This is a genomic window from Corallococcus sp. CA041A (assembly GCF_003612075.1).
Taxonomy (GTDB): Bacteria; Myxococcota; Myxococcia; order Myxococcales; family Myxococcaceae; genus Corallococcus; species Corallococcus exiguus.
The window spans coordinates 1-20950 of record NZ_RAWF01000175.1 but is presented as its reverse complement, the minus strand read 5'-3'; the positions used below and the strand labels follow the sequence as shown (position 1 = coordinate 20950).

At 70.1% G+C, this 20950-nt stretch carries 20 protein-coding genes and 1 pseudogene; 8 read left to right on the top strand and 13 right to left on the bottom strand.

The features are described 5' to 3' along the window. From D7V77_RS27465 to D7V77_RS27455, 3 genes and pseudogenes are all read left to right on the top strand, one after another. Positions 1-529, top strand: a pseudogene (locus D7V77_RS27465) (hypothetical protein); the annotation flags it as partial. Positions 530-550: 21 nt separating this feature from the next. Then, a complete protein-coding gene (locus D7V77_RS27460) occupies positions 551-1618 on the top strand; it encodes a nicotinamidase (protein ID WP_120579267.1) in 1068 nt (355 codons plus the stop codon). 38 nt (positions 1619-1656) lie between these two features. Next, entirely contained in the window at positions 1657-2451 is a 795-nt protein-coding gene (locus D7V77_RS27455; RefSeq protein WP_120579265.1) for a hypothetical protein, read from the top strand. A gap of 20 nt (positions 2452-2471) precedes the next feature. Here D7V77_RS27455 and D7V77_RS27450 read toward each other — a convergent pair whose 3' ends face one another. Together D7V77_RS27450 and D7V77_RS27445 are read right to left on the bottom strand one after the other, a co-directional pair. Next, positions 2472-3347, bottom strand: coding sequence for an alpha/beta fold hydrolase (locus D7V77_RS27450; protein WP_120579264.1), 876 nt, complete (start codon positions 3345-3347; stop codon positions 2472-2474). 104 nt (positions 3348-3451) lie between these two features. Beyond that, positions 3452-3889, bottom strand: a complete 438-nt coding sequence (locus D7V77_RS27445; RefSeq protein ID WP_120579263.1) for a lipopolysaccharide assembly protein LapB — start codon at positions 3887-3889, stop codon at positions 3452-3454. Between the two features lie 80 nt (positions 3890-3969). Between D7V77_RS27445 and D7V77_RS27440 the strand changes: the two genes are divergently transcribed. Beyond that, the gene (locus tag D7V77_RS27440) at positions 3970-5346 is read left to right on the top strand and encodes a restriction endonuclease fold toxin 5 domain-containing protein (protein WP_233597262.1); all 1377 of its coding nucleotides are present in this window, start codon (positions 3970-3972) and stop codon (positions 5344-5346) included. Next, entirely contained in the window at positions 5343-6056 is a 714-nt protein-coding gene (locus tag D7V77_RS45580; RefSeq protein ID WP_120579261.1) for an immunity 52 family protein, read from the top strand. The genes D7V77_RS27440 and D7V77_RS45580 overlap by 4 nt, the downstream gene beginning before the upstream one ends. Here D7V77_RS45580 and D7V77_RS27430 read toward each other — a convergent pair. The 9 genes from D7V77_RS27430 to D7V77_RS27390 form a co-directional block, all read right to left on the bottom strand. Next, a complete protein-coding gene (locus tag D7V77_RS27430) occupies positions 6049-6807 on the bottom strand; it encodes a PIG-L deacetylase family protein (protein WP_120579260.1) in 759 nt (252 codons plus the stop codon). The two genes, D7V77_RS45580 and D7V77_RS27430, sit on opposite strands and share 8 nt — an antisense overlap. Further along, on the bottom strand, positions 6804-8090 hold the full coding sequence (locus D7V77_RS27425; RefSeq protein ID WP_120579259.1) for a glycosyltransferase family 4 protein: 1287 nt from the start codon (positions 8088-8090) through the stop codon (positions 6804-6806). Before D7V77_RS27425 ends, D7V77_RS27430 begins: the two co-directional genes overlap by 4 nt. After that, positions 8087-8938, bottom strand: a complete 852-nt coding sequence (locus D7V77_RS27420; protein ID WP_120579258.1) for a sugar phosphate isomerase/epimerase — start codon at positions 8936-8938, stop codon at positions 8087-8089. Before D7V77_RS27420 ends, D7V77_RS27425 begins: the two co-directional genes overlap by 4 nt. Before the next feature lie 3 nt (positions 8939-8941). Next, the gene (locus D7V77_RS27415; protein WP_120579257.1) at positions 8942-10417 is read right to left on the bottom strand and encodes a YcaO-like family protein; all 1476 of its coding nucleotides are present in this window, start codon (positions 10415-10417) and stop codon (positions 8942-8944) included. Beyond that, entirely contained in the window at positions 10414-11247 is an 834-nt protein-coding gene (locus D7V77_RS27410; RefSeq protein ID WP_120579256.1) for a hypothetical protein, read from the bottom strand. The genes D7V77_RS27415 and D7V77_RS27410 overlap by 4 nt, the downstream gene beginning before the upstream one ends. Then, positions 11238-12272 (bottom strand): Gfo/Idh/MocA family protein, encoded by a 1035-nt coding sequence (locus D7V77_RS27405; RefSeq protein WP_120579266.1) that lies wholly within the window; start codon positions 12270-12272, stop codon positions 11238-11240. Before D7V77_RS27405 ends, D7V77_RS27410 begins: the two co-directional genes overlap by 10 nt. Before the next feature lie 40 nt (positions 12273-12312). Then, complete coding sequence (locus tag D7V77_RS27400; RefSeq protein WP_120579255.1) at positions 12313-13245, bottom strand: hypothetical protein; 933 nt, start codon at positions 13243-13245, stop codon at positions 12313-12315. A 3-nt stretch (positions 13246-13248) separates the two neighbouring features. Then, positions 13249-14475, bottom strand: coding sequence for an inositol-3-phosphate synthase (locus D7V77_RS27395; RefSeq protein ID WP_120579254.1), 1227 nt, complete (start codon positions 14473-14475; stop codon positions 13249-13251). 200 nt (positions 14476-14675) lie between these two features. Next, positions 14676-16118 carry an MATE family efflux transporter gene (locus tag D7V77_RS27390; protein WP_120579253.1) on the bottom strand — a complete coding sequence of 481 codons (1443 nt, stop codon included), beginning with the start codon at positions 16116-16118 and terminating at the stop codon, positions 14676-14678. 88 nt (positions 16119-16206) lie between these two features. On the opposite strand from D7V77_RS27390, the gene D7V77_RS27385 reads away from it, so the two are divergent. Next, positions 16207-17400 carry a glycosyltransferase gene (locus tag D7V77_RS27385; RefSeq protein ID WP_120579252.1) on the top strand — a complete coding sequence of 398 codons (1194 nt, stop codon included), beginning with the start codon at positions 16207-16209 and terminating at the stop codon, positions 17398-17400. Here the strand turns inward: D7V77_RS27385 and D7V77_RS27380 are convergent. Continuing rightward, a complete protein-coding gene (locus D7V77_RS27380; RefSeq protein ID WP_120579251.1) occupies positions 17331-18554 on the bottom strand; it encodes a glycosyltransferase family 4 protein in 1224 nt (407 codons plus the stop codon). The genes D7V77_RS27385 and D7V77_RS27380 overlap by 70 nt on opposite strands. A gap of 70 nt (positions 18555-18624) precedes the next feature. Between D7V77_RS27380 and D7V77_RS27375 the strand changes: the two genes are divergently transcribed. Further along, positions 18625-19437 (top strand): hypothetical protein, encoded by an 813-nt coding sequence (locus D7V77_RS27375; RefSeq protein ID WP_233597261.1) that lies wholly within the window; start codon positions 18625-18627, stop codon positions 19435-19437. On the opposite strand, the gene D7V77_RS27370 is transcribed toward D7V77_RS27375, so the two are convergent. Next, positions 19438-20481 carry a pirin family protein gene (locus tag D7V77_RS27370; protein WP_120579249.1) on the bottom strand — a complete coding sequence of 348 codons (1044 nt, stop codon included), beginning with the start codon at positions 20479-20481 and terminating at the stop codon, positions 19438-19440. A 276-nt stretch (positions 20482-20757) separates the two neighbouring features. Between D7V77_RS27370 and D7V77_RS27365 the strand changes: the two genes are divergently transcribed. After that, on the top strand, positions 20758-20950 hold a 193-nt coding region (locus D7V77_RS27365; protein WP_147452172.1), incomplete at its 3' end, for a hypothetical protein.

The window sequence follows — 20950 nt, the reverse complement described above, 5'->3', positions numbered from 1 at the left end:
GTGGGGGGACGTGCTGCAGGGGCAGACGCGGCTGTTCGTGGGACCCCGGTTCGGCCTGGGTTTCCACCGCGCGGCGGGGCTGCGGGGGGCCTTCCTGTTCAACGTGGAGCGCAAGGGCCTGCGGGACGGACTCGCACTGCCGTGGCCGTCAGGGCAGTTGCTGGACGCGGAGGCCGTGTTCGACGCGGACGCGGTGTGGCTGCTGCTCGCGGAGGAGGCCAACGGCCGCACGGTGCACCACGCGGTGCTGCTGGGTTCGGACGGGGCGGTGCGCGCGAGCGCCCGGGCCGACGCGGGGGACGGCTCGTGGCTGGGGACGCTGCGTGGAAAGTGCGCCGTGGGGGGCGCGCTCTTCTGCGCCACGGACGCGGGGCTGACGCGCGTGGAGCTCCAGCAGGGCCAGTTGGTGGCGGTGCGCGAGTTCCCGGACGCGGAGCCGTTCGTGGACGCGGGCCGCGAGCTCCTGCTGTCGCGAGAGGGATTGACGGTGGTGGGGGCCCAGGACCTCACCTTGCTGCGGATGAAGTGAAACACACACAGGGGGATGGACATGAAGAAGACGACCGCGAAGGAACTGCCGCTGCCCGGGTTCTACAATTCGAACCACGCGGCGGAGTACGGCTACGGCGCGAACGCCGGGAAGCTCCAGCGTGACGCCGGGGCGTGGAAGGCGGCGCAGGGCGTGACGGCGGCGGCCACGGACCGCTTCAACCTGCACCTGTTGCTCATCGACGTGCAGAAGGACTTCTGCTTCCCGGATGGCTCGCTGTACGTGGCGGGGCGCAGCGGGCGGGGCGCCATCGACGACAACCGCCGCATCGCGGAGTTCATCTACCGGAACCTGGGGACGTTGACGAACGTCACCGCGACGCTGGATACGCACTTCGCCTTCCAGATCTTCTTCCCGTCGTTCTGGGTGGACCAGGACGACCAGCCGCTCCAGCCGTACCGCGAGGTGACTCGCGAGCAGATTGAACGCGGCCAGGCGAGGCCGAACCCCGCGGTGGCGAAGTGGCTGTGCGGCGGCAACTACCCGTGGCTGCTCAAGCAGGTGAAGTTCTACTGCGAGGAGTTGGAGCGCGCGGGGAAGTACACGCTCTACCTGTGGCCGCCGCACTGCCTGCTGGGCAGCGACGGGCACGCGCTGTCGGGCGTGGTGCAGGAGGCGCGGCTGTTCCACTCGTACGCGCGCGGCGTGCAGTCGTGGGCGGAGGTGAAGGGTGGCAACCCGCTGACGGAGAACTACTCGGTGCTGCGGCCGGAGGTGTTGATGCGGCATGACGGCCAGCCGCTCGCGCAGCGCAACACGCAGTTCCTGAAGACGCTGCTCACGTCGGACGCGGTGGTGATTGGCGGGCAGGCGGCCAGCCACTGCGTGAAGAGCAGCATCGATGACCTGTTGGGGGAGATTGTCGCGCAGGACGCGGCGCTGGCTCGCAAGGTGTATCTGCTGACGGACTGCATGTCGTCGGTGACGGTGCCGGACGGCAAGGGCGGCTTCGCGGCGGACTTCACGCCGCAGGCGGACGCGGCGCTCAAGCGCTTCGCTGACGCGGGCATGCACCTGGTGAAGTCGACGGATCCGCTGGCCAGCTGGCCGGACCTGCACCTGGCGTGACGTCTGGAATTGGCACTCACACGAAGGGAGACACGGACATGAGCAAGGCGAACGGGACGGGTGTCACGAAGCTCTTCGAGGACGCGCACGCGGAGGGCATCCTCAGCCCCGCGGGGTTGCAGACGCTCACGGTGGTGGACCTGGGGGCGCAGATCCAAGCGGGTCTGGGCATCCACGTGGACGACGTGCAGGCGAGCGAGGTGGTGCTGGTGACGGTGATGCCGGATGACTCCGGGAGCATCGCGCACTCGGGGCACGAGAAGACGGTGTGTGATGGGCACAACCTGGTGCTGGACGCGCTGCTGGCGAGCCAGCAGAAGGACGGCGTGCTGTTCCACACGCGCTACCTGAACGGACACGTGCTCAATCCGTTCCGGCCGCTGGAGGACGTGGTGCGGATGCACTCCAAGAACTACTCGGCGGACCAGGGGACGCCGCTGTACGACCAGGCGGTGGTGCTGCTGGGCACGGTGCTGGCGAAGGCGCAGGAGTTCAGCGGCAACGGGGTGCCGGTGCGCACGGTGACGCTGCTCATCACGGACGGCGCTGACGCGGGCTCGCAGAAGGCGCGGGCGAAGGACGTGGCGGCGCTGGTGAAGGACCTGCACCGGGTGGAGAACCACATCGTCGCGGCGATGGGCATCGACGATGGGGTGACGGACTTCCGGCGCGTGTTCCAGGAGATGGGCATCTCGGACCGGTGGATTCTCACGCCGGGGCAGAGCGCCCAGGAGATCCGCGCCGCGTTCCAGGTGTTCAGCCAGTCCGCCGTGCGCGTCAGCCAGGGCGCGGCCAGCTTCAGCCGCACGGCGCTGGGCGGCTTCGGAGCCTAGCGGACGCGGAAGGCCAGGCGTCACGCCCGGAGGAAGTCTCCGAGCAGCTCGCGGACCTCCGCTGGCCGCTCCTCGGTCACCCAGTGGCCGGTGTCCCGGAGGATGTGGGGCTCGACCTGGGTCGCCACCGCTCGCGCCTGCGCGACGAGCGGTTCGCCCATGGACTTGTCACCGCCAATGACCATCACGGGCATGGGGAGTTTGTTCCGGGCCAGCTCCCGGAAGGCCTTCTTGTCCTGGTCCAACGCCTGGAAGTAGCCCCATGTCGAGTGGAGCCGGCCCGGGGCCGCGTAGGCCTCCGTGTACGCCTGCCGTTCCGCTTCGCCGACGGCCTGGGGATTGGCGGCGAAGTCGGTCCAGAAATGGTCGAAGTAGATGCGCTCGCGCCCCTGCACCAGCTTCTCCGCGGTGGGGCCGTTGAAGGTGAAGTGCCACACGTCCAGGCTCTTCATGACCTGGTCGGACCAGGGCTCGATGCCCGGCAGGAACGCGTCCAGGAGGGCCAGGCGTTCGACCTCGCCGGGGAACCGGGCGGCGTAGGCGTAGGCGACCATCAGGCCGATGTCGTGGCCCACGACGGAGACCTTGTCGAAGCCGAGCTTCTTCACCAGCGCGCGCATGTCGCCGGCCATCGTCTCCTTGTCATAGCCCTGCGCGGGGGCGGCCGAGCCACCCGCGCCTCTCAGGTCCGGGATGAGCACGGTGTGCTGCTTCGCCAGCTCGGGCGCCAGGCGCCACCACATGAGGTGCGTCTGCGTGTAGCCGTGCAGCAGCAGGACGGGGCTGCCCTCGCCGCCGATGACGAAGTGGATCCGCGTGCCGTTGACGTCCTCGTCACCTTCGCGGAAGCCTTCCGGGAAGAAGGGACGGACGGTGCTCGGCTGCTGGCGTGTCATGGGCGCCTCCTCGCGGGAGCGGGTTCACGCCTCAGGGTGTGCATTCCCCGCGTGCGTGAGGCGCCAGGTCGAGCGGGGAGGCCGGCGCTCGGGTCCCGGATTCCTCAATCGTCCTGGGGCGGTTGCAGGCGGGACTGGATAAACTCCAGGTACTTCGCGTCGTCGCCTTCGAAGAGCTCCTCACCTCCGCCCATGAAGGCTCGGGCCAGCTCATCGGCGGCGCGGGCTTCGTCTCCCAGCTCCAGGGCGCACTGGCCGAGCCGCAGGTGGATGAAGGGATTGCCGAGCCCTCCCGGCGAGTGGACGGCTTCGCGGAAGTGCTCGCGGCAGTCCTCGAAGCGTTCGAGCTGGAAGTACATGTCGCCGATGGCGGCGCGCACCCAGGTGTTCTGCTGATGGTCGCGGGTGGGTTCCGGAATCAGGGCGAGGGCGGCCTTGAAGTGTTTCAGGGCCTGCTCGAAGTCGTCCTCTCCCGCCGCGGTGTCTCCCTGGGCGCAGAGGTCGGTGATGCGTTGGTGGGTTTCATCCGAGATGGACGTCATGATTCGTGCTCCGGGGACCTGGGAGACATTCGCGGTCCTCGGAGCAGTCTAGACGACACGTCGTGGGTTGGAGACGCCACTTGGGCACGAAACCGTGGGGACGGGCTGGCTGCTGGCTGATGCTGCTGGTGTTCTGGGCGGGCTGCGCCAGTGGACCCACGGTGCGGCTGCGCACGGAACGGGAGACCCGGACGTATGCGCCGGTGACGTGGGACCGCCGTGTGCCGGTCAGCGCTCGGGAGTTCGAGGAGGCGCTGACGCGGCTGGTGCTGGAGGCGCCACTGACGGTGCGGGCACCGAAGGTGGTGCGCGCGGTCGCGAAGAAGGGGGCGCAGCTGGACCTGGGATTCGGGTTCATGCTGCGGGACGGGTACGGGCGGTGGTGCCGGGCGCATGAGGCTCCTGGGGACTGTCTGTCCTTGATGGAGGACGGCGCGGGTTTCGGTGAGTTGGACCGGCTGACGCTCGCGGTGGGCATGTCGCTGGACCCCTTGCGCGCGAGCATCGGGGCCGCGCTGCAGGACACGCTGAATCCGGAGTTCTTCGTGTCCGTGGTGTCGGGAGCGATTGCATCCTGGGTGGTGCTGGCCGCGGCGCCGGAGCCCGTGTTCACGAAGGCAGCGGCGGTGATTGCCGCTGTGTTCCTGGCGTACGTGGGCGTGCAGTCGTTCCTCACGGTGGTGAGGGCGTGCGGTGCACTGAAGGATGCGACGGATAGGGCGCAGACGTTCCAGGAGTTGGAGGAGGCGGCGGAAGTCTTCGCGCAGGCACTGGGGCCGGAGGTGGCGCGCGTCTTCGTGCTCGCGGTGACGATGTTGGTGAGTCACGGCGTGACGGTGGGGTTGTCATCCGCGCTCTCTTTGATGCCGCGCTTTCCGGACGCGGTGAGGCTGGGCTCGACGCAGGCGGGCTTCAACCCTGCGCGCGTGCTGGACGTGAGCGCGGTGGCGGTGGTGGACGGCGTGGTGGAGGTGACGCTCGCGTCCACGGCGGTGGCCATGGCCGCCGTGGGCCCGCCTCCCGCGAGCAGCGGCGGAGGGATGCCGCCAGCAGGTGGGCCGGGCAAGTGGGTGCAGGTGAATGAGTCGATGTCCAATCGCGCCCGCGACTATCAAGCGCAGGTGACGGGGGCTCCGAAGGGCTCCGCGTACCGGGTCAAGCGGGGGGACGAGGAGGTCGACTTTGACGGCTATGACCTGGATGAGAGCGTTCTGCTGGACGCCAAGGGCCCTGGATACGAGAAGTTTCTTGATGAGGGGCCGGGATTCAAGAGGTACTTCGAGGGAGGAAAGGGCCTTCGTGAACAGGCAAGACGTCAACTGCGCGCGGCCGGGGATACTCCTGTGCGTTGGCTTGTCGCGGAGGAGCGGTTCTCGAGGGTCCTCAAGAGGATGTTCGAGCGGGAAAGCATCGGCATTGAAGTCGTCCTACGTCCAGCCAAAGTCCCCCCTCCATGATGGAATCCTATTTTGCAGGTGCGTATTGGCTGGGACGTAGCGAATCCGCGGAGCAGTGCGCTCGGCGTGCCTCAGCCTTTTTCCAGTTCCTGGCCCGCATCGAACCGACATGGAACCGCTGGTGCGAAACAGCGAGCTCCTTCAAGGATGCGTCTCAAAAGCAGGTTGCTACGGACGTGGATTCGCTGCGCAAGCACTTCAGCAGGAAGGACCGCCGGCTGGGAGATGCCTTCCAGTACTGGCTCTGGGCGGGGGCTCGGCCCGATGAAACGGCGAGTGTCACTGGGACATGTGGCTCCGCGGATCCCTGGACTCCTTCTACCTGTGTCCTGTCCCCACCCGAGGAGGGGCCACTCTCAGAACGCATCTTGACCGCGGCCGTGCTTTCCCAAGTGGTTCGGGAGATGGCGCTTGCTTGGGATCCTGAGTTTGGTTTCGCCACCTCGAGTGATCATTATGGGAGCCTGTCCTCACGGCCCAAGATGGGAACACTTCCTGGCTGGGTGATGTACTTCTCCCGCCAGAGGGGGACCGTGCCCCCGCTCCCCGCCCCCGTACGCGTCGAGCCCGTGGGCGACCTGGGAACCCTCGTGGTCCTCACTCCGGAGCGGTTCACGGTGACGAACCCGGAACACGTCGCGCTGGCTTCGGAGGTTCAACAAGTGCTCGACGCCGCGGGCCTGCTGCATCCCTTGCGGCTTCCTAGCTGACCCCATCCGTCAGGAACACCTCCGCGGCTCCTGACTGACCGCGTGTCTGTGCTTCCATCCGGTGGAACGCCGTGAGCGTCCGCGCCAGGCCGTCCACTCCGCCGAACTGGAAGCCCAGTTGCGTGCCGTAGCGGACGCAGCCCTCCACCTTCTTCGGCAGGTGCTCCGTGATGTCCACCGCCAGCGGGTGCAGGCCCTGGGGCACGGCGGGGTCGGGGTGGGCCTTCGGTTGGCGCACGGCGTACGGCGTGTCCCGGTAGTAGAGGATCCGGTTCGTTGGGATGCCCAGCCCCTTCACTGCTCGCACCACGTGCACGTGGTCCACGTGGCTTCCCAGGGCCTGGGGCACGAAGACCCGGTCCGGCTTCAGGTCCCACAACACCGGCTTCAAACACTTCGCCACCTTCGCTTCGATGACGTCGTCCGCTCGCGGTGGCTGGAACAGCGCTTCAGGGCTTGCGTAGCCCCGGTGCGGCGCTTCCTCCAGGTCCCCCCAGCGCACCTGGTCCACGCCCATGCAGACCGCGAAGGCGCGGTCCTCTTTCCTCCGCAGGGACATGTAGTCCACCTCCGGCCCCAGCCCCTTCGATGTCTGACATTGCAGCGCGAAGCCCTTCGGCCCCGGCACCGACTTCGTGAAGACGGTGACGAGCGCCACCGTCCACCCCTTCGCCTTCAACGCCGCCAACGTGCCTCCACAGGAGAAGGCTACGTCGTCCAGGTGCGGCGACACGAACAGGGCCGTGCTCATAGGAGGTGCGGCTCCGCCCGGAAGCGGCACGTGTGGTCCGCTCGCTCCTCCGTCATCGCCGGGTCGTAGAGGTGTGTCCACCGCGTGTCCGGCCGCGTGCCTGTCAGGTTCCTGTAGACACCTTGAATCCTCCGCCCCACCGCACGCCACGAGTACAACTCCCGCACCTCGCGCAGCGCCGTCGCCGCCAACCGCTTGCGCAGCGGCGGGTCGTCCATCATCCGGCCCATCGCCTCCGCCAGCGCGGCGCTGTCCTTCGGTGGCACCAGCAGCGCGTCCCGCCCGTCCTCCAGGCAGTCCACCACCCCCACCGCTCGCGTCGACACGATGGGCAGCCCGGAGGCCATCGCCTCCAGCAGCGTGTTGGAGAACCCCTCTGAATACGTGGGCGACACGAACAGGTCCGCGCTCCGGTACAGGTCCGGCGCCTTCGCGTAGAGGGATGCCCCCGTGAGATCCACCACGCCGTGGAGCCCCTCCGCCTCCACCTTCGCTCGCACCGCCTCCAGGTCCGGTCCAATACCAGACACCCGCAGCTTGAACCTCCGCCCGTCCGCCACCAGCCGCCGCACGGCATCCAGCAGCTCCATCACCCCTTTCCGAGCGTCCACCCGGCCGTGGTACAGCCACACCGGCACGTCCCGCGTTTCTCCCACCGCCGACTCACTCCTCGGATGGAAGCGCAGCGTGTCCGTGGCGCCGGGGACGATGGTGAACCGCTCCAGCGGTGTCCCGTGGTTCCCGCTCACTTCTTCCGCGAAGGACCTGCTCCCAATCAGCAGCGCCCCCGCGTGGCCCAGCACCGCGAGCATGGCCTGCTTGTGCGTCCCGCAGCAGGCCCCCACCCAGTGCCCATCTCCGCCCTGGATGGAGACGACGTTGGGCAATCCCAACAGCCTCGCCGCTTGCAGCGCCGCCAGGCCGCACGGATAGCCGTACTGCGCATGGATGAGGTCGAACGGGCGGCGCCGGTGCTCGCGGACCACCGTGTTCACCATCACCTCCAGGTCATGCTCGAAGCTCGCCGGCTGGCCCTGGTTGATGCGCTGCTCGCCCACCGACTCGCAGCCCAGCACGTGCGCGCCTGGGATTCCCGGTGGCGGCCCGCCCCCGTACACCGCCATGCCTGCCGCGTCGCTGCGGTACTGGCTCACCATCGTCACGTCGTGCCCGCACGCCACCAGCTCCCGCACCAGGTTCAGCGCATAGACGCTCATCCCTGAGATGGCCGGAAAGAAGCGCCGGGAGATGAAACAGATTCGCAGCCCGTTCACGGTGTTCATGCCGCCACCTCCGCGCCCGTCGGCAGGCGCTTCCTCAACCATTCCAGCGCCCAGGGCACCAGCTCGTGCGCCCGGTGCGCGTCCCGAGACAGCTCCACGCACACCAGCCGGTCGCAGCCCGCGCGTGTCAGCTCGCGCAGCACCGACGGCACGTCCACGTCCCCTTCGCCAAAGGGCAGGTGCTCATGCACGCCGCGCTTCATGTCCTCCAGCGCCACCGTGCCCAGCACCTGCGCGAACTCGCGCACCGCTTCCGCGGGCGTCCGCTCCTGCGTCACCAGCAGGTGGCCCACGTCCAATGCCAGACGCACGCCGGGCACCCGCGTCTCCAACTGACGCCAATCGTCCACCGTCTCCACCAGCATCCCTGGCTCCGGCTCCACCGCCAGCACCACGCCGCGTGCCGCCGCGTACTCCGCCAGCCGTGCCACGCCGTCCACCAGCCACGGCCACGCGGCCTTCTCCGTCACTCCGGGACGTGGCACTCCCGCCCAGAAGGACACCGCTTCCCCCCGGCACGTCCCGCACACGTCCACCGCGCGCTTCAGGAACTCCAGCCGCCGCGCACGGCCTTGCGCGTCCGGTGTGATGAGCGTGGGCTCGTGCTTCCTCCGAGGGTCCAGCAGGAAGCGCGCCCCCGTCTCCACCACCAGCCCCAGGCCCAGCCGCTCCAGCCGAGTGGCGAGCTGTTCCGTGCGCCGCTCGAAGTCCGGCGCGAACGGGTCGAAGTGGTGGTGGTCCAGCGTCAGCGCCACGCCGTCGTAGCCACTGTCCGCGATGAGGCCCAGCGCGTCCTCGAAGCGGTGATTCGATACGCCGTTGGTGTTGTATGCGAAGCGCAGGGCCATGGCTCACTGCCCTCCGAAGCGGCGGCTCGCGAGCACCGCCGGCACCGCGTGGCGGTCCGGCTCCCGGTAGAGCGCGTACAGCCTCCCCACTCGCGCTTCCGCCAGCCGCACGTTGAACCAGACGGGGCCTCCCAGCCGTGACTCGGCGTCCGGCGTCAGTCGCACCGGCTGCGCTCCCGACGGCGGTGCTCCCAGGCCCACCAGCGGGTCCCTGCGCTCCAGGAGCCGCGCCACGTTGCGCTCGCCCAGGCGGTTGTACGTCATCGTCTCCACCTCCAGGCCCGGCACCAGCGCCTTCACCACGTGCACCTGGCGGCCCGGCGGCGACAGGTCCGCGACCAGGATGTCGAAGCCCTCTGCGTGCAGCTGCCTCACCACGTGGTCGCACCGGAGCGAGGGGTCCTCCACGGTGGGCGAACGGGGCAGGTCCTCGAAGCGCACCTTCTGGCGGATCATCAGCGTGCACGCCGTCAGCTCTCGCAGCGCCGAGGCTGGCAGCCGCGCCCACTCCACCATCGCGTTCAGCGCGCGCGGCTCCTCCGCGTCCAGGTCCACCCGCGGCACGAAGCGGTCCATGTATTCCGGCGGCGCCACCCGGGCCACGTGGCTCAGCGGCCCGTGCATGAACGCCTTGCGCGCGCGCGAACAGGCGTACTCCAGCAGCGCCTTGCGCAGCGCCCGGTCCCGGTCCGGGTCGGCCGCCTCTCCGCACGCCGTCACCATCAGCGGCTGGTCCCCCACGGACAGGTCGCGGCCCACCACGTACAGGTTCACCAGGCCGAAGTCCGTGCTGGCCAGCTTCGCCATCACCTCCACGCCCGCGCGGCGGTAGAGCTCCAGCAGCTCGCGCACGTCCGGCGCCAGGTCCGTGCCTTCCAGGTCCAGCTCCACGCCCTGGTCCATGGCGCGGTACATCAGCCCGTTGCCGTCGCGCTGGATGAGCTCCAGCAGGCCGTGCGCCAGCGCCTGGGGCCGCGTCAGCCCCGCGCCCTGGCCGTTGGTGATGGGGGTGATGAGCGGTGTTCTCCCCTGCAATTGCCCGGGGTGGATGGCGACGTATTCCTCCGGCACCAGCACCCGCTCCCCCGTGGACAGCCGCTGCATCTCCACCCAGACGAGCGGCAGGTCCGGTTGATACGGACTGCCCGCGGGCAGCCCCAGCGTGAGCGGATCCGCCACCGCGGTGGGACCTCTCGCGCGCACCAGCGCCTCGTAGCTGCCGTGCACGCGCGGCATTCGGTGCATCGCGAGCTCACAGAAGGTCTCCTCCACCAGCTCGCCCAGCGCGCCCACCCGCGCCTCTTCGTCCGTGCGGCCATAGCCGTTGCCGTGCAGCACCGCGCTCGAACCGCCCCCCAGCGCCAGACTGGCGGAGGCCACGGGAATTCCCAGCCGGTCGATGGGGTCGATGCGGAACATCTGCAGGGCGCCGGTGGACATGGCGTGGTGATACGCATCCAGGGCTCGGGCAATGCTCATGACAGTTCCTCCAAGGGCAGGGGACGGGTGTGCGGCATGCCCGAGAGCAGCCGGTCGAACAGCGCCAGCGCGTGCTCGCGGGTGACGCCTCGCGCGAACTCGAACGGGGTGAAGACGTTCTCGAACGGGAGCTGCTTGAGCACCGCGCGGTAGCGGCGCAGCTCGCCGTGGCTCAGCGGAATCGCGGAGTGGAAGCCCTTGTGGCACGACAGGCCCGTGGGCCTGCCTCGCGCGTCCAGGTCCACCTTCAGCGCGTCGCCGCAGAACAGTGAACGGGTGCGCGCGTCGTACAGCACCGTCTGGCCCTCGTAGTGGCCGCCCACGCAATGCAACGTCAGGCCCGGCGCCAGCTCATGCTCGTCATCCACCGGCCAGCGCACCTGGAAGGCCTTGCTGTACTGGACCGCGTCCCGGTGCAGCACGAGCAGCGGGTCGAAGTGCTCCTGCAATTGCCACAGCGCCCCGAAGCCGTGCGGGTGCGACGCGGACAGCACCTGGAGGCCGCCCATCACCTCGATGAACTCCAGCGCGGGCCGTGAGTACCAGGGCGCGCCCTCGAAGCAGACGTTGCCCTCGGGTCTGCGCAACAGCCACCCCGTGGAGCCCAGGCCGAAGGGCGGCGTGCAGGTGAAGCCCCAGATGCCGGGCAGCGCCTCCTCCCAGCGCGTGGTGAGCCGCTCCGACACCTGGCCCGCCGTCTGGAAGTCCCATCCGTCGCGCGGCAGCGCGTTGCGCACGTCCAGGCACGTGGGACAGCCCGTGGGCCGCTCGCTCGGGAAGCCCGGCTGCCACGTGCCGCAGTGGGTGCAGGCGTAGCGGGTCAGTGGCATGGCGGAAACGCCTTTCCGGCCTGCGTCGCCTGCGTCAGCAGCCCCACCAACCGCACGTCGCGCTCTGGCGCGAACGGCTGTGGCCGCCCCTCCAGCACGCACGTGGAGAAGACCTCCAGCTGGTGGAGGAAGGGGCTCCGGTCCTCTTCCGGCGAGAGGGGGACCCATGTCTCCTCTCCCGTCTTCGCGTCGATGAGCGACAGGGAGCCGCCGGGTGTCTGGCCCATCGTCTTGTAGGCCAGCGCTCGCGCCCGGGTGCCGATGAGCTCCAGCGTGCGCCGGGGGTACGCGTCCGGGCAGTTGTAGGCCACCTGCAACAGGCCCAGCGCGCCGCTCTTGAACTGGCCCATCAGCACCGCGCCGTCGTCCACGGCGTAGCAGTGCACGCGCCGCTGCGTCATGGCGGTGAGCGACTCCCACTCGTCGCCCAGCACCACCTCCAGCAGGTCCAGGCCGTGCGGTGCCAGGTCGATCATCGCGCCGCCGCCGGCCTGCTCCGGGTCGATGCGCCAGTTGTCCGGCGTCCAGTCCTCGGGCAGCCAGCAGGCGTAGTGGATGCGCGCCTGGGTGACGGTGCCCAGCACGCCCTCCTTCACCAGCATGCGCAGCTTGCGGTGCGCCGCGTGGTGGCGCTGGTCGAACGCGGTGGCGTAGTGCACGCCCGCGCGCTGGCACGCGGAGACCATGCGCAGGCCGTCGCGCGGCGTGACCGCCATGGGCTTCTCGCACAGCACATGCTTTCCCGCCGCCGCGCACACCTCCGTCATCGCCGCGTGCAGGTGGTTGGGCGTGGCGATGTAGACGGCCTGCACGTCCTTGTCCGCCAGCACCGACCCCAGCTCGGTGTAGCGATTCACGTCGTCCGCCGGGATGCGCATCAGCGCCTCCGCGTTCGCGTCGCACAGGGCCACCAGCCGCGCGTTGCTCGCGCCCTGGAGCGCAGGGATGACGTAGTCCCGTGCCACCCAGCCACAGCCCACCACCGCCCAGCCCAGTCTCCGGGGCCTCGGCTTCGCGTCGAACATGGTCACCGCCTGTTGGGAAGGTTCAGGAACCGCCGCTGGCTCATGGCCACACCGCCGCGTCGCGCAGGACGCCGTTGCCGAACGTCTGGAGCGGGCCGGGGTGGATCAGCTCCAGGTCCTCCATCGCGTGGCGCAGGGTGAAGCCCGCCGCTCGAGCGTGGGCCTCCAGCTCCAGCACCCGGTCCAGTGCGTCCGCGGCGTTGAAGGCGCGCGCCTCCGCCGAGTCCACGTTGCCGGTGAGCGCCAGCGCCTGCCGCACGACACCGGCCAGCCGCTCCGGCAGCGAGGACAGGGCCTTCTCCGTGAGGCGCTTCATGACGGGCTCCAGCAGGTCCCCCAGCAGCGCCTCCCCGCAGTAGCCCGCGTCCGGCAGCACCGCGTTGAAGAGGTGGTGCGAAAGCCCCGCCACGAAGGGCAGGGCAGGGGATGCGCTGAAGCAGGGCGCGACGAGCACCGCGCCCACCGCCACCGCGTAGCAGTGGTCCGCGTGGCCCTCCTGCGGTGACACGAGGATGCGCGGCCGGCCGGGGAACGTGGCCCCGGCGCGGGGTTGACGCACCAGCCGGTCCACGAACAGGGGCGGCGGCACGTGACATGCCTCCTCCGGTGTCTGCGAGAGCGCCACGGACAGCCGCTCCCGCAGGCCGGGGGCCAGCGGCCCGGTCATCGCCTCCAGGCCCCGGTGCAGCACCCGCGTCGCGTCCAGCGGGGACAGCCCCGCCCGCTGGAGGACGGCCATGTCCAGGCCGCCCAGCCGCACCGCCGCCAACGCGCGCGCCGTCTCCTGCAGCGCCACGATGCGTGGGTCCATGCCGGAGGCCAGCGCGGCCCAGGCCCGGCGGAAACCGTGCGCCGCCAGACCGTCCGGATGGTCCGGGGTGCGGATGCGCTTGAGGTCCATCAGCTCCGACAGGAGCGGGCGGAGCTCCGCCAAACGGCCAGGGGACGCCGTGTCACGCGCGGGTGCGTTCATGGTTCAACCCCTGATGCGTTCCGGAAGGCGCTCCACCTGCCGCGCGCTGCCCTTGGACAGCCATGTCATCAAGCGGCGCTGCTGCTCCGCCATGGCGTGCTCCACGGGCTCGCCGTCTTGCGACATGGGGGCCTTGAAGAAACAGCCCAGCGCGTCGATGACGCCGCACTCGCCCCGGCGCTTCGCCAGGTCCAGCGTGCGCGCCAGCTCCACGACGAGCGGCGCGGCGAGGATGGAGTCCTTGCAGAGGAAGTTGAGCTTCAGCTGCATGGGCTGCCCCAGGAAGCCCGTCACGTCGATGTTGTCCCAGGCCTCCTTGTTGTCCCCTCGCGGGCGGTAGTACTGGATTTGAACGACGTGGTCCTGGACCTTGTAGCCAAGGATGCTGTCCAGCGCGGCGCCCTTGGTGTCGAGCTTGTTCTGCTTCGACGCCGGGTCGTTGAGGGCCTCTCCGTCGCGGTTGCCCAGGATGTTGGTGGAGTACCAGCCGTCCACGTGCAGCGCGCGGTCGCGCAGCGCGGGCGCGAGCACCGTCTTGAGCAGCGTCTGCCCCGTCTTGCCGTCCTTGCCCGCGACGGGCGCGCCGGTGCGCTTCGCCAGGAGCAGCAGCGCGGGCACGTCCGCGGCGACGCTGGGCGTGAAGTTGGCGAACGGGAGGCCGTCCACGATGGCCGCGTACGCGTAGAGCATCGCGGGGCCGATGTCCGGGTCGTTCGCGTCCAGGGCCTTCTCGAAGGCCTCCGGCGTGGCGAACTCCGGACGGGTGAGGTCCACGGCCTTCTCCGTGGAGGCCAGGTTCACCACCACCACGCGCTCCAGCTGCTCACGTTGCTTGAAGCGGGCCAGGTCGTCGCGGATGGCCCGCACCTGTTCGCGCAGGGTGCGCGCCTTCTTCTCCGCGGTGCCGACGACGTTCTTGCAGAACTTCGCGTTGGAGGCCGCGGGCCACGGCCGCATGCGGCCCAGCGTGGGCGCCACCGCCTCCAACTGCGCCTCCGTCAGCACCGCGTGGTTGCGCGCCGCGTGCGCCAGGTCGTCCTCGAACAGGTCCCAGCCACCGAAGGTCAGCTCGCCGTACTCCACCAGCCCCAGGCCCTTCGCGTCCGCCAATGGCAGGCCTCGCGTGTCCACCCGTCCCCGGCGCAAGAGCTCCATGCCCGCCACCGCCGTGGTCGCCACCGCGCCGCCCAGTCCCACCACCGCCACGCCCAACCGCTCGTTGCCCGCCATGTGTGAAGCCCCTCCCCGCCGTTGTGCCCCGTGCTCTCGCGGCGACACTTCGGAAGCGCCCCAGGGTGACTGGCGCCCCCGAGGTTGGAGGCACCGGAGGTGCCCATTCGCCGTGAGAGTTTCGGGAAGGTCTCCACATGCCTGGAGGCTTTCAACTCAGCCCCCAGGCCGTGGCCACTGTCGGCTGATGGAGGACGGTCTCAGACGTGCCGCAGCTTCCACCCGCCGCGCCGGAAGAGGGCGGCGCTCGCCAGGCCGAGCGCTCCATACGTGACGGCGATGGCGATGAATGCGCCCGAGGGACCCAGGCCCAACGGATGGGAGAGGATCCACGCGAGCGGCAGCTGGAGGCCCCAGGAGAAGAGTGCGTTCACCACCGTGGGGGTGGTGGTGTCGCCCGCGCCGTTGAAGGCGTGGGGCAGCACGGTGACGAAGGCGTAGAGGGCCAGGCTGCAGCTGACGATGCGCAGGCAGCGCACGGCGTGCAGGCCCACCTCCGGCTCGGAGGTGAAGCGGTGGATGAGGGGCTCCGCGAAGAGGAGGAAGCCCACCGCCACCACGCCCAGGAACGCGAGCGTGTAGAAGCTGGCGCGCCACGCGGCCCGCTCCGCGCGGTCGGTGTCGCCCGCGCCCAGGCTCTGACCCACCAGCGTGCCCGCCGCGTGGGACAGGCCCCATGACGGCTGCTGCGCGAAGAGCAGGATGCGCATGGCCAGCGTGTAGCCCGCGAGCGCGGTGCTGCCGAAGGTGGCCACGATGCGCATCAGCACCAGCCAGCTGGACATGCCCAACAGCGACTGGAGCGTGGCGCCTCCTGACAGCTTCAGCAGCGAGCGCAGCGTGGACACGTCCACGCGCAGGTGGCGGCGGCGCAATTCCAGACGCCCGCTGCCCTTGAGCAGGCGGTACACCTGATACAGCACGCCGGTGGAGCGCCCCACGGTGGTGGCCAGCGCGGCGCCGGTGACACCCAGTGCGGGCACGGGGCCCAGGCCGAAGATGAACAGCGGCGCGAGCACGATGTTCACGGAGTTGGCCAGCCACAGCGCGCGCATGGACGTGGCCGCGTCCCCCGCGCCGCGCAGGATGGCGCTGATGAGGAACAGCAGCATGATGATGGGATAGCTGGCCAGCATCAGCCGCGTGTAGCCCGCGCCGTGCTCCACCACGCCCGGCGCGGCGCCCAGGGCCATGAGCAGCGGACGCGCGAAGAAGCTGCCCGCGAACGCCAACGGCACGGCCAGCGCGAGTCCCAGGCCCAGGGCCTGCACCGCGGTGCTCGCGGCGCGCTCCGGATCCTTCTGCCCGATGCGGCGTGCGATGAGCGCGGTGGCTCCGATGGACAGACCCAGCGGCAGTGTCTGGAGGAGCGTGAGCATGGACTCGGTGAGGCCCACGGTGGCGATGGCGTCCGCGCCCAGGCGCGACACGAAGAGCACGTCCACCAGGGCGAAGACGGACTCCATCACCATCTCCAGCACCATGGGCACGGACAGCAGCAGGAAGGCGCGATCCACGGGCCCGGTGGCCAGGTCCTCGGTGGAGCCCTTCACCGCCAGCCACAGGGAGGCAAGGAGGCCCCTGGCTCCAGTGGTGGAGGGGGCGGCGTCCGGGGCGAGGGTTTCAGGCGGGGGTTGCGTCATGGATTGCGCGTTGCAACGGGACGCCTTCCGCCTTTCATCCCTCACGGTTCCCCGCTCGCCAGCGCGTGCGGACGGGTAGATTGAGGGCATGGCTTCCGGTCCCCGCGTCCTCCTTCTCGCCGAGCGCTTTCCCCCTGACATCGGAGGGCTCGCGCGCAGCGGGGCGCGCACCGCGGGCTCGCTCGTGCGGCTGGGCGCACGCGTGGACGTGGTGGCCTGGACGCGCACGGCGCAGCCCGGAGCGCTGGAGACGGTGCCGGACGCGGGGGACGTGTCGCCGTTCGCGAAGGGCGTCACGCTGCACCGGATGGGGTTGTTCGGCAGCGCGGACCTGTCCATGCAGCACACGCTCGATGTGCTCGGCCACCTGCACTCGCGGCGGAAGTATGACCTGGTGTGGGGGCACTACCTGTACCCGCCGGGCTTCCTCGCGGTGGTGTTCGCGCAGAGCGCGGGGCTGCGATCCATCCTCAGCGCGCGGGGCAATGACGTGGATCAGCTGATGTTCCCGCCCGGAGACTTCGCCCGCCTGCTCTGGACGATTCAGCGGGCGGACGTGCTCACCGCCGCGTCCGCGGACCTGGGCCGGAAGATGGCGATGCTGCTGGGCCGAGACCCGGGCGTGGAGGTCATCCCCAACGCGGTGGACACGGCGCTGTTCTCACCGGGACCGGCGGACGCGGCCCTGCGCGAGCGATTGGGCATCCAGCCGGGCGAGGCGGTGCTCGGCTTCTCTGGAGAGCTGCGCCACAAGAAGGGGCTGCCGTTCCTCTTGTCCGCGCTCACGGAGGTGCGGCGCGTGCGGCCCGCGTGCCTGCTGGTGATTGGCGAGGTGCGCGCCCGGGACGCGGAGCACCTGGTGGCCTACCGGGCGGAGCATCCGGAGGACGCGGCGCGCATCATCATCTCCGGCGCGCTGGAGTCCCCGGAGCTCATCGCGGAGCACCTGCGGCTGTGTGACGTGTATCTCCAACCGTCGTTGTGGGAGGGCATGCCCAACGCGCTGCTGGAGGCGATGGCGTGCGCGCGGCCGGTCATCGCCAGCGACGCGGGCGGCATCCCGGAGGCGGTGGAGTCCGGGGTGAATGGCTTCATCGTGGAGAAGGCGCTGCTCAACCACCTGGGACAGGCGTGCCTGGACGTGCTGGGGATGCCCGAGGCGAAGCGCGCGGCGCTGGGGGCCGCGGCGCGCGCGCGAATCGAGGCGGGCTTTCAGGCGGACGCGGAGGCGGCGGTGTTGTCTCGCGTGCTGACTCGCGCGATGCCCAGGTCGTCCGAGTAGGCGTTCACGAGCGCCTCCTGCGCGCGGCCCCACGGGAAGTCGCGCTCCACGCGGGCTCGGGCGTTGGCGCTCATGGCGGCGACGAGGGCGGGATGGGCGATGAGGTCCTTCACGGCCTCCGCGATGGCCTTGGGCGAGCCGGGGCGGATGCGGTAGGCCTCGGTGGCCTCCGCGAGCGCGCGCACCACGGGCAGGTCGCTGACGACGACGGGCGTGCCGGTGGCCATGGCTTCGAGGAGCTTCAGGGGGCAGCAGCCCTGCACGCAGTTGCGGTCGTTCACGGGCAGCGGCACGAGCACGACGTCGCAGGCGTGGTGCAGCCGGGCGAGCTCTTCCTGGGGCAGGGGTTCGAGGATTTCAACGGCGCCCTGGAGCACGAGGTCTCCGCACCGGTCCAGGAGGGCGCGGCGCGCGTGCTTGCGCAGAGGGCCCACGAGGGTGAGGGTCACGGGCAGGTCGCGGCGCAGGATGCGACAGGCCTCGATGGCGTGGTGCACGCCCTGCCACGCGGTCATGGTGCCGCTGTAGAGCAGGCGCACGGGACGGCCGGCTTCGGGGGGGCGTGGAGGTGCGTAGCGGAACACGTCCAGGTCCACGCCGTTGGGGATGACGCGCAGGCGCTTCGGATCCGCGCCGCGTGAGAGCAGGTGCTCGGCGGTGACGGCGCTGGGCGTGACGAGGAGGTCCGCGGCCTGGAGGCAGGCCTCTTCCTGCGCGAGCAGCTTGCGCATCAGCTCCATGTCATCGGAGACATCGGGATGGTGGTACTTGAGCTCGATGGAGGGCAGGCCGTTGACCTCGTAGACGAGCGCGTCGGTGAGGGCGGCCTTGCGCCGGGCGATGGGGTAGCCCTCGAAGATGGAGCGGACGTGGACGACCGTCGCGCGCGGCCGACCCCTCCACCACGCACCCAGGTGCGAGCGGAACGTCAGCGCCTGGGCGACCAGGTCTTTCCCGCGGGCACCCAGCGGGTGGTAGGTGATGTGGGGACCCAGGGCAGGCGGGGGAGCGCCCGGCGCGTCGCCGATGGCCACGAGGTCCACCGGGCCAAACGCGGCGCCCAGGGCCTCCACGAAGGCGCGGATGTGCACGGCGGCGCCCTTGGGCGCGGGGAAGCGGTCGAAGGACGCGTAGACGATTCCAGAGGAGGCCACGGAAGGGTGCTACCGCGACGGCGGGCCGGCGGCAAACCGGGCGGTCCGGAGTTCGGGCAGGATGGCGCGCATGCTCATGAGCTCCGTGGTGATGGTGGCGCTGTTCACGGCCGCGCCCGCTCCCAAGTCCCAGCCGCTCACGTGGAAGGTCACTGGCTCCGATGTGACGTTCGAGATGTCCTCGAAGGACCTGCGCGCCCTGCGCGGTGGCAAGGAGGTCTTCGGCCTCCTGTCCCGCAAGAAGGGCTTCCTGGAGGACCTGAAGCCCGACCCGGAGGAGACCCGGGACATGTCCGACTGGGAGGCCTACCACTCCTTCAAGGTGCTGTCGGTCGTGGGGCCCTGGGCGAGCTACGAGGAGTCCAGCTCCGGCTACACCGGCGGCGCCCACCCGTATGCTCACTCCGGCTACGTCACCTGGGACGTGACGAAGGAGCACGGCGCCTTCAACCTGCTGGACGTGTTCCCGGAGAAGGACGTCCTCCAGGCCCTCAAGGCCGACAGCTTCGTGAAGGAGCACATCGACGACGCGAAGGCCTTCAACGACGCGAAGACCGTGGCAGGCCTGATGGAGATCCTGAAGCCCGGCGAGGACTGCGTGGGCTTCAACTCCTCCGGCCTGGACAACGTGAAGCGCTCGGTCGCCTTCCACCACGTCGAAGGCGACAAGGTCGCCGTGCGCATCGCGTTCGCCTACGACAACGAGTCCTGCCGCGGGAACATGTTCGTGGTGGGCGTGCTGCTGCCCATCCCCGAAGCGCTGAAGCCCGCCCTGGAGCGCGCCCGCACGCGCCAGGAGGGCTTCCTCATGAAGGACGCCAGGAGCGCCAAGGCGCCCTCCCTGAGCTTCGAGTGGGAGGGCGCTGACGCGAAGAAGCCTTGATCAGGCCGGCCGCTCCACGTTGCCGTCCGCGTGCCGCGCGAAGCGGCCTTCTTCTCGCGCGTGCACCGGGTCGTGGCTGGGCCAGGGCCAGCCGCCGAAGCCCGTGCGCTGGTAGTCCGCGAAGGCCTGCTGAATCTCCTGCCGCGAATTCATCACGAACGGGCCGTACTGCACGACCGGCTCGCCAATGGGCCGCCCCTGGAGCAGCAGCAGCTCCGCCGTCTCCGGGCCGTTCTCCAGCACCACGTCCACGTCCGCGCGCAGCTCGATGGCGTTGCGCGCCGGCACCGCCCGGCCGCCGACCTTCATCCCAGCGCCCAGGAAGAAGTAGAGCATCCGGTTCGTGCCGCGCTTCGCGGCCGGCAGCGTCCAGCGCGCACCCGGCTCCATCTTCAGCGTCCAGATGGCCACGTCCGCGTCCGCGTTCGCGGCCCAGGACTTGGGCGGCGACGGAGGCGCCTGGATGTCACCCAGGTTGCCCGCCACCACGGTGATGTTCGTGGCGCGGCCCGCGTCGTCCTTCGCCACGTGGCGCGGGATGACGTTGTTCCACAGCATGGAGAAGTGCGCGGGCACCATCTTGTTGGCGCGCGGCAGGTTGAGCCAGATTTGAAACAGCTCGATGTGGTTGCCCTGGTCCTGCTTGAGCAGCGGGAACATCTCCGAGTGGTTGATGCCGCCGCCCGCGGTGAGCCACTGCACGTCGCCCCCGCCGAAGCGCGCCGCCGCGCCCAGCGAGTCCGAGTGGTCCAGCAGCCCGTTGCGCACGATGGTCACCGTCTCGAAGCCCCGGTGCGGGTGCTGCGGGAAGCCCGGCACCACAGTGCCGTGGTACATGTTCCAGCCGTCCCGCCCCGCGAAGTCCTGGCCGATGTCCCGGCCCGTGAGCGACGCCTGCGGCCCCAGCTTCTCGTTGCCCTGGGGGTAGCGGTCGTCATGGTGCACGCAGAAGAGGAACGGATCCGGCGTCCGCCACGGGGTGGGGGACGGCCCGAGCGGATCCACGCGGACCACGGCTTCCGGTTGCTGCGCTTGCTGACTCATCTTCGACTCCTCTGCCTTTCCCGAGCCGCGTGAACACCCCGCGACGGTGGTGACACCCGCCGCCGCGATGAGCTTCAGCGCTGCCCTCCGGCTCACTTCATCCACGGTCCACCTCGCGCTCCATGCCGTTGGGGCCGCCCATCCTACCTAACGTCCCCGCCTTCCCGGCGCTTGGCCTGCCTGCATGGTCGGCGGTTCACCCCTGGTGGGACGGCCCGGAGGCCCCTACGCTCGCGCGCGGGTCCGCCCGACGGGCATCGCAGGGAGTCCACCGCCTTGGCGGTCAACATCAGCCGCTTCCACGAAGTCTTCCGCTACCAGTCCCGCGCGCCGGTGCCGGACCTGCTCGAGGACATGGAGGTCCTTGCCCATCTGGACGCCCGCGCGGAAGGGCAGCGGCGTGCGCTGGCGTGGTCCGGGGGGTGCACCGTGATTTCGGGCGGGGGGATGGCCGTCCTGACCTACATCT

Coding starts and splice junctions, on each gene's coding strand:
- D7V77_RS27370 (WP_120579249.1), bottom strand. CDS start 20,481: ATGAGTCAGCAAGCGCAGCAACCGGAAGCCGTGGTCCGCGTGGATCCG.
- D7V77_RS27445 (WP_120579263.1), bottom strand. CDS start 3,889: ATGACGTCCATCTCGGATGAAACCCACCAACGCATCACCGACCTCTGC.
- D7V77_RS45580 (WP_120579261.1), top strand. CDS start 5,343: ATGATGGAATCCTATTTTGCAGGTGCGTATTGGCTGGGACGTAGCGAA.
- D7V77_RS27430 (WP_120579260.1), bottom strand. CDS start 6,807: ATGAGCACGGCCCTGTTCGTGTCGCCGCACCTGGACGACGTAGCCTTC.
- D7V77_RS27395 (WP_120579254.1), bottom strand. CDS start 14,475: ATGGCGGGCAACGAGCGGTTGGGCGTGGCGGTGGTGGGACTGGGCGGC.
- D7V77_RS27405 (WP_120579266.1), bottom strand. CDS start 12,272: ATGTTCGACGCGAAGCCGAGGCCCCGGAGACTGGGCTGGGCGGTGGTG.
- D7V77_RS27460 (WP_120579267.1), top strand. CDS start 551: ATGAAGAAGACGACCGCGAAGGAACTGCCGCTGCCCGGGTTCTACAAT.
- D7V77_RS27455 (WP_120579265.1), top strand. CDS start 1,657: ATGAGCAAGGCGAACGGGACGGGTGTCACGAAGCTCTTCGAGGACGCG.
- D7V77_RS27375 (WP_233597261.1), top strand. CDS start 18,625: ATGCTCATGAGCTCCGTGGTGATGGTGGCGCTGTTCACGGCCGCGCCC.
- D7V77_RS27420 (WP_120579258.1), bottom strand. CDS start 8,938: ATGGCCCTGCGCTTCGCATACAACACCAACGGCGTATCGAATCACCGC.
- D7V77_RS27415 (WP_120579257.1), bottom strand. CDS start 10,417: ATGAGCATTGCCCGAGCCCTGGATGCGTATCACCACGCCATGTCCACC.
- D7V77_RS27450 (WP_120579264.1), bottom strand. CDS start 3,347: ATGACACGCCAGCAGCCGAGCACCGTCCGTCCCTTCTTCCCGGAAGGC.
- D7V77_RS27385 (WP_120579252.1), top strand. CDS start 16,207: ATGGCTTCCGGTCCCCGCGTCCTCCTTCTCGCCGAGCGCTTTCCCCCT.
- D7V77_RS27390 (WP_120579253.1), bottom strand. CDS start 16,118: ATGACGCAACCCCCGCCTGAAACCCTCGCCCCGGACGCCGCCCCCTCC.
- D7V77_RS27400 (WP_120579255.1), bottom strand. CDS start 13,245: ATGAACGCACCCGCGCGTGACACGGCGTCCCCTGGCCGTTTGGCGGAG.
- D7V77_RS27425 (WP_120579259.1), bottom strand. CDS start 8,090: ATGAACACCGTGAACGGGCTGCGAATCTGTTTCATCTCCCGGCGCTTC.
- D7V77_RS27410 (WP_120579256.1), bottom strand. CDS start 11,247: ATGCCACTGACCCGCTACGCCTGCACCCACTGCGGCACGTGGCAGCCG.